Here is a 4,982-nt window from a genome sequence, read left to right as displayed (position 1 = left end):
CATGTCGAATGTAGGTTTGGTCATTTGAATATCCTTTTGGGTGTATATTACTCAAATGACACAGATTTATGAACACTACCGGCCGGTATAACGGATCCTTGTATCTATACCCGCCTTCACTAACCGCTTCACAATATGGAGGTGACCATAATGTATTGCAGTAAAAAGGGGATTACGGTCTGGCTCAGAAATATCGAGTTTTGCACCAACACCGATGAAGTAGTTCACAATATCTTCGTTGCCATTCGAAGCAGCCCTATGGATTGGACTGCTGCCACTGATACTGTCTCTGCTATCGATATCGGCTCCCAGCTTGACCAAAGCCTGGCACAACTCCAAGTCGTCATTATCAGCAGCAATATGAAGCAAGCTGCCCAGTGGTGTTTGTAACTGAATCAGCTCAGTGTTCATTGATAGAAAGGCGATTGCATCAGCGGTTCTCTTCTCCCTGATGCATGTCATCAGAGCCCTTAATTTCAGTATGACTGCTTCGTTCACTTATTTATCCGTCCTGAGTTAGTGATTCCCTGTGTGTATCAAGCCTAATGTTTTCTGGAGTATGAGATTTATCAATAGCCGCGTGCTGGTTGAGTTTTACCGACAAAACATGGGCAAATATTCACCATTGGCCAGTAAATCTATGCTGCCGAACAAGGTTCATATGACGGCTTGTTTTATCAATACCTGTAGTGCCGCATTTATTATCTGAATTCTTGAGTACAAGTTTGACAGAAGGCTACGGCACCCACTAGGTGCAGAAATTCTTACTATTAGGGTTATCTGGGTTCAGGACTTGTATCCTAAAGTCCGGCGCCAGATTGAACCGTTTTATAACGCTCGATATTCGGTCAGATGTTAATGCAGAACCGAAATCCGAGAAGAATGGGATTGGATCATTATTGATAGCCCACATGTCATTCATTGTCTTGGCTAATTCTCTGGCTTGCTCCCAATCACCTGCAAATATCTTGGAGTAATCAAAATGCGGCCATGCCGCAATATCATCCTCCTCTGCCGAATCTTCGCTGAAGAGAAAGGATACGCTGATCTCCGAGTGCCAAGGAAACACGCCTACATCAATGATCCTTAGCTCTTTTTCGCCAAAGTCAGCTAAAGCTTGCCGCAATTTCCCTTCTAGCAGTTGCTCAATGTTTTCTCTGCTGTATTCCATATCCATTCCCATTTCTTTTGATGTCTTAATTACGCTGTATAGCTTTATATGAACTGTTAGACTTCGCGCCTACTGACCTTTCCCGAGATTAGTATCAAGGATGAAAAATGTCGCATGTAGTCTTGCAAGCCGATGTTCAGCCATTTAAATTAAAAATACAGTAAAAACTACTATGCCCATAACTCTTGTTGTAATTGTACGAATTTCCCAAGCCTTACCAAGTCCAGCAGTAATGTAACATGGTCTTGCTAGAATTTGATTGCACTTAAAAACTTAGAAATAGAGTTGTGTAACTTGAAAACACCAAACTCTATATCTACGTAGTACACGTTGCCTTCATTTTTTGGACCACTACCGATAAAAATCATTTCATCGCCTAGGGTGACCGCAATGGGGTTTGCATCAATACCTTCAAGATAAGGGGTATACCTTTCACGGATAGCCGTTACCTCTTCTGGCGGGATTATTTCAACTATCTCCAACTTCTTGTCAGGTATAAAATCACTCAACTCCTTATGCTGAGCTACATCTATGTATTTTCCGATAATTTCTTCTGTGATGCTTTCCATTACTTCCCCGAGAGGTATCACGCCTCAAGTAGCGCTTCAGTTAGTTGACTTGTTAATAAATGAAAACTGATGTAAAAAGAAACAATCAAGCCACCCACTGTAAAACAATAACTTAATCTTCTTTCTGTCTATATCAATATGCAACACCAGATGCAGATGATTACTCATGATGGCGAATGCCGCTACATCAATGGCAAAAACGGACTCCAGTTCAAACAATAACGATTCCACCCAACCACGGTGGTGGTCATAATTCTTGCCCGAGTAGGCATCATCACCACACAGAAAGGCTCGCCGCACCACGCGGCTGCAACAGTGATTATCTTCAAGGCTGATTTGAGTTCGGCGAGGGCGCGGCATAATAACCTCCTTGTTAAATGCTTAAACAAAACATAGTCGGAGGCTAACTACCGCGCCATTAACCTTGGGTATCCATTTTTTTGCCTTCTAAAATTTTAATATCCTAATTAACTTGAAGTTCTGGCTGTTTAGCTGAGTTCAACTTGCCTCTGAGGATACGATACAAACCCCAAGTAACAATAGCATCTGCTGTTATTCCTAAACCAAACATCACTGCAATACTTTGAAGTGTGGGCACAAATATGCCTACTTGATAAAACACAAATGCACCGCCATAAAAAATACAATTGACGATCAAAGATTGATAGAGCATTAGATCGGTACGCCCAATCCCATAAAAGTAGCTATCTATGACACTGTTTAAGCTAAACACCATATAGAATCCCACCATCAGCCACACCAGATCCGTGATCGGTTTAGGGTCACTTACCCCCATTACATTAGAAATAAAACTATTCCACAATGGCGCAGTAAGCATCCAAATAGTAATGATTCCTGTAGTTAACAAGAGGTAGCGATTAACCTGTTTAGGTGTTAGGCCATTATTAATCGCCGCATCCTGTTTTACTAGTTTACCCAAAGCTAAGACAGGAAGTAGCAACCACCCCCAAATAAACTGGTTAGCAATCCAAAATATTCCTGCCTGTTGTACTTGGTTTACCAGTTGCAGGATCATGATAATAAATGCGGCATTACGAACAAAAGACTCAAGACCAGATTTACAGCCAATTTTTCCCCACTCTTTGATCCATTGCTGTTGAGGTACCTTACCTTGTCGTATGTTTAAGCTCACGCCTGATTTCGATAAATAAGTGACAGTTGCTACAGCAAGAAAGCTATTAACAATAATATTGCTAATAGCTATCCCATTTACGCCGATTTGAAATGAGAATGATTGTTTACTGACTAGCAGACAATCGCACATAACTGTCATAACCATTTGCACTATGAGTAATTTATACAGTACTTTTTTCTCGTTTTTCAGCACTAAGACCAACGACAAGAATGCATAAAGGCTAGAAAGCAGAATAGCTAATGACTCTAATCGAATGTATTGAACTGTACTCTCAAACAACTCAGTTTTCTGCTGCATTGCCCCAACGAATTGTGGCGCTAGCCACAATACTAAAACGGTCACAACAAGATAACTCAATACGATAATAAGTAATGAAATACTTGCTCGCTGACGAAAGTCCTTTTCATCGTTGATGACTTTTCCGAGAATAAACGCTAGCGGTATCAAGAGAGTTTCGCTTAGCACCTCATAGCCAACATTTAGCCAAGCTACTTGTGCTGCAATACTGAATGCCCAAGGGCTTGGTATACTCCCCAAAAAGTGGATTCGCGTTGTCGAGTAGATTAACGGTATAAAGCTTGTAAGGATCAACACCAGCCAAAGTTGGTAATCAATTGATCTTCTTTGGTTTTGTTTCAAAATTAAATCTTATCGTTGCTCTTTAGAAAAATTTGAAAAATCAAGCCACCCACTATAAAACAAAACCAGTTCAAACAGTAACGATTCCACCCAACCACGGCGGTGGTCATAATTATTGCCCGAGTAGGGCATCATCATCACACAGAAAGGCACGCCGCACCACGCGGCTGCAACAGTGGTTATCTTCAAGGCTGATTTGAGTTCGGCGAGGGCGCGGCATAATAACCTCCTTGTTAAATGCTTAAAAAAAGCATAGTCGGAGGCTAACTACCGCGCCATTAACCTTGGGTGTCCATATTTTTTAATATTTTTTATAAGCGTACAGAACATCAATCTATACTCACCACCTAACATTCTTGCCAAAGGTATCTTTGGCTTGCTCTTCCTGTTGCTTCAACCACCTTGTTCTTTCACCGCTTTCTTGAATATAAATGCTCAAATCACGTATAGAGTCAAATGGAAGGCTATATGGAATGGAACGTAAATAAATAGATTGTACCGCTGTATTAAGGAATAAAGATTTTTGCTCGGGTTGGTTTAAAAACAGCTCCATTAATTGTGGATGATACTCTTTCATATCCTCGCTACCATGTTGACCTGCAGCAGCGTCAACACGATTCGCCATTAAACGAAGAACATCCGAAGTAAAACCATATTTTTCTATAATGTCAATTATATGACCCGATTGATATACCTCATGATCCAAATCATTTTGAAGTAAAAGCTCGATATACAACGGAATATATTTTTCATGATACATACAAAGAGCATAAGCTCCTGGTTCAGCAAGATGGTCTTCATCCCCACCCCAAAGTTCCAAAGTGGTTGTTTTACAGTAATTAGTGATATTGTAGATAAAAGTAACCGCTTTTCGCTCTAAAGTTGGATCAGTCGTAAATTTCTTGAACATCTCCTCTTCACTGACCGAACCTTCGGGAGTCACCACATTAATTTCAATAGGGCAGTTCCAGTCAATATCAGCGCGATACTCGTCGATTCTAGACGAAATATCAACATAAGCATCAGCTAACTTAGTGAGTGTTTCTAAAGTATTAATTTCATCCACTTCAATATTGATAATAACTTCATCGTTACAGTTGTTAATCGTTTTTTCACATCAAACCTTGGAAATTAAAAATTTACTAAATAAAAAATCAAGCCACCCACTGTAAAACAATAACTTAATCTTCTTTCAGTCTGCGTTCAAGCACCGCTAGATGATTTGAGCACCCGGAGGCCGAAAGATATCCATGAGTTGCAAAGGTTTGATGAAATCGAACCGATTTCACGCAAAAATGTGAGATTTGAGCCGTGCTAGCCCCACCCATGGTTCAGGGGATTTCAATGACTGCGGTTGATAAATAGTGTGGGGTTCAGGCCGTTTGAAAGTACTGGCAACTGGTTGCAAAATGCCGTCGTCGCTTCTCCAAGTGTTCGCAGTAACAGC

Annotated in this window: 5 protein-coding genes and 2 pseudogenes; all 7 read right to left on the bottom strand. The window is 40.7% G+C overall.

What is annotated here, in order from left to right:
• Positions 1–75: 75 nt before the first annotated feature.
• Positions 76–498, bottom strand: a complete 423-nt coding sequence (locus tag CX650_RS03805) for an ankyrin repeat domain-containing protein (RefSeq protein ID WP_101095065.1) — start codon at positions 496–498, stop codon at positions 76–78.
• A 250-nt stretch (positions 499–748) separates the two neighbouring features.
• A complete protein-coding gene (locus CX650_RS03800; RefSeq protein WP_101095064.1) occupies positions 749–1,177 on the bottom strand; it encodes a hypothetical protein in 429 nt (142 codons plus the stop codon).
• A gap of 242 nt (positions 1,178–1,419) precedes the next feature.
• Positions 1,420–1,740: a hypothetical protein gene (locus CX650_RS03795; RefSeq protein WP_101095063.1), complete on the bottom strand. Its 321-nt coding sequence runs from the start codon at positions 1,738–1,740 to the stop codon at positions 1,420–1,422.
• A gap of 126 nt (positions 1,741–1,866) precedes the next feature.
• Positions 1,867–2,100 (bottom strand): annotated as a pseudogene (locus CX650_RS03790) (transposase); the annotation flags it as partial.
• A gap of 103 nt (positions 2,101–2,203) precedes the next feature.
• Positions 2,204–3,535: an MATE family Na+-driven efflux transporter gene (locus CX650_RS03785; RefSeq protein ID WP_101095062.1), complete on the bottom strand. Its 1,332-nt coding sequence runs from the start codon at positions 3,533–3,535 to the stop codon at positions 2,204–2,206.
• A 66-nt stretch (positions 3,536–3,601) separates the two neighbouring features.
• Positions 3,602–3,755 (bottom strand): annotated as a pseudogene (locus CX650_RS03780) (transposase); the annotation flags it as partial.
• A gap of 120 nt (positions 3,756–3,875) precedes the next feature.
• Positions 3,876–4,601 (bottom strand): hypothetical protein, encoded by a 726-nt coding sequence (locus tag CX650_RS03775; protein WP_101095061.1) that lies wholly within the window; start codon positions 4,599–4,601, stop codon positions 3,876–3,878.
• Between the last annotated feature and the right edge of the window lie 381 nt (positions 4,602–4,982).

It is taken from the genome of Shewanella indica, assembly GCF_002836975.1.
In the GTDB taxonomy this organism is placed as follows: domain Bacteria; phylum Pseudomonadota; class Gammaproteobacteria; order Enterobacterales; family Shewanellaceae; genus Shewanella; species Shewanella indica.
Note: the sequence above shows the minus strand (reverse complement) of the source record. Positions and strands in the feature narration are given on the sequence as shown.

What these genes read in the sequence shown, in the direction of transcription:
- CX650_RS03800 (WP_101095064.1), bottom strand. Translation starts at nt 1,177, where the DNA reads ATGGATATGGAATACAGCAGAGAAAACATTGAGCAACTGCTAGAAGGG.
- CX650_RS03795 (WP_101095063.1), bottom strand. Translation starts at nt 1,740, where the DNA reads ATGGAAAGCATCACAGAAGAAATTATCGGAAAATACATAGATGTAGCT.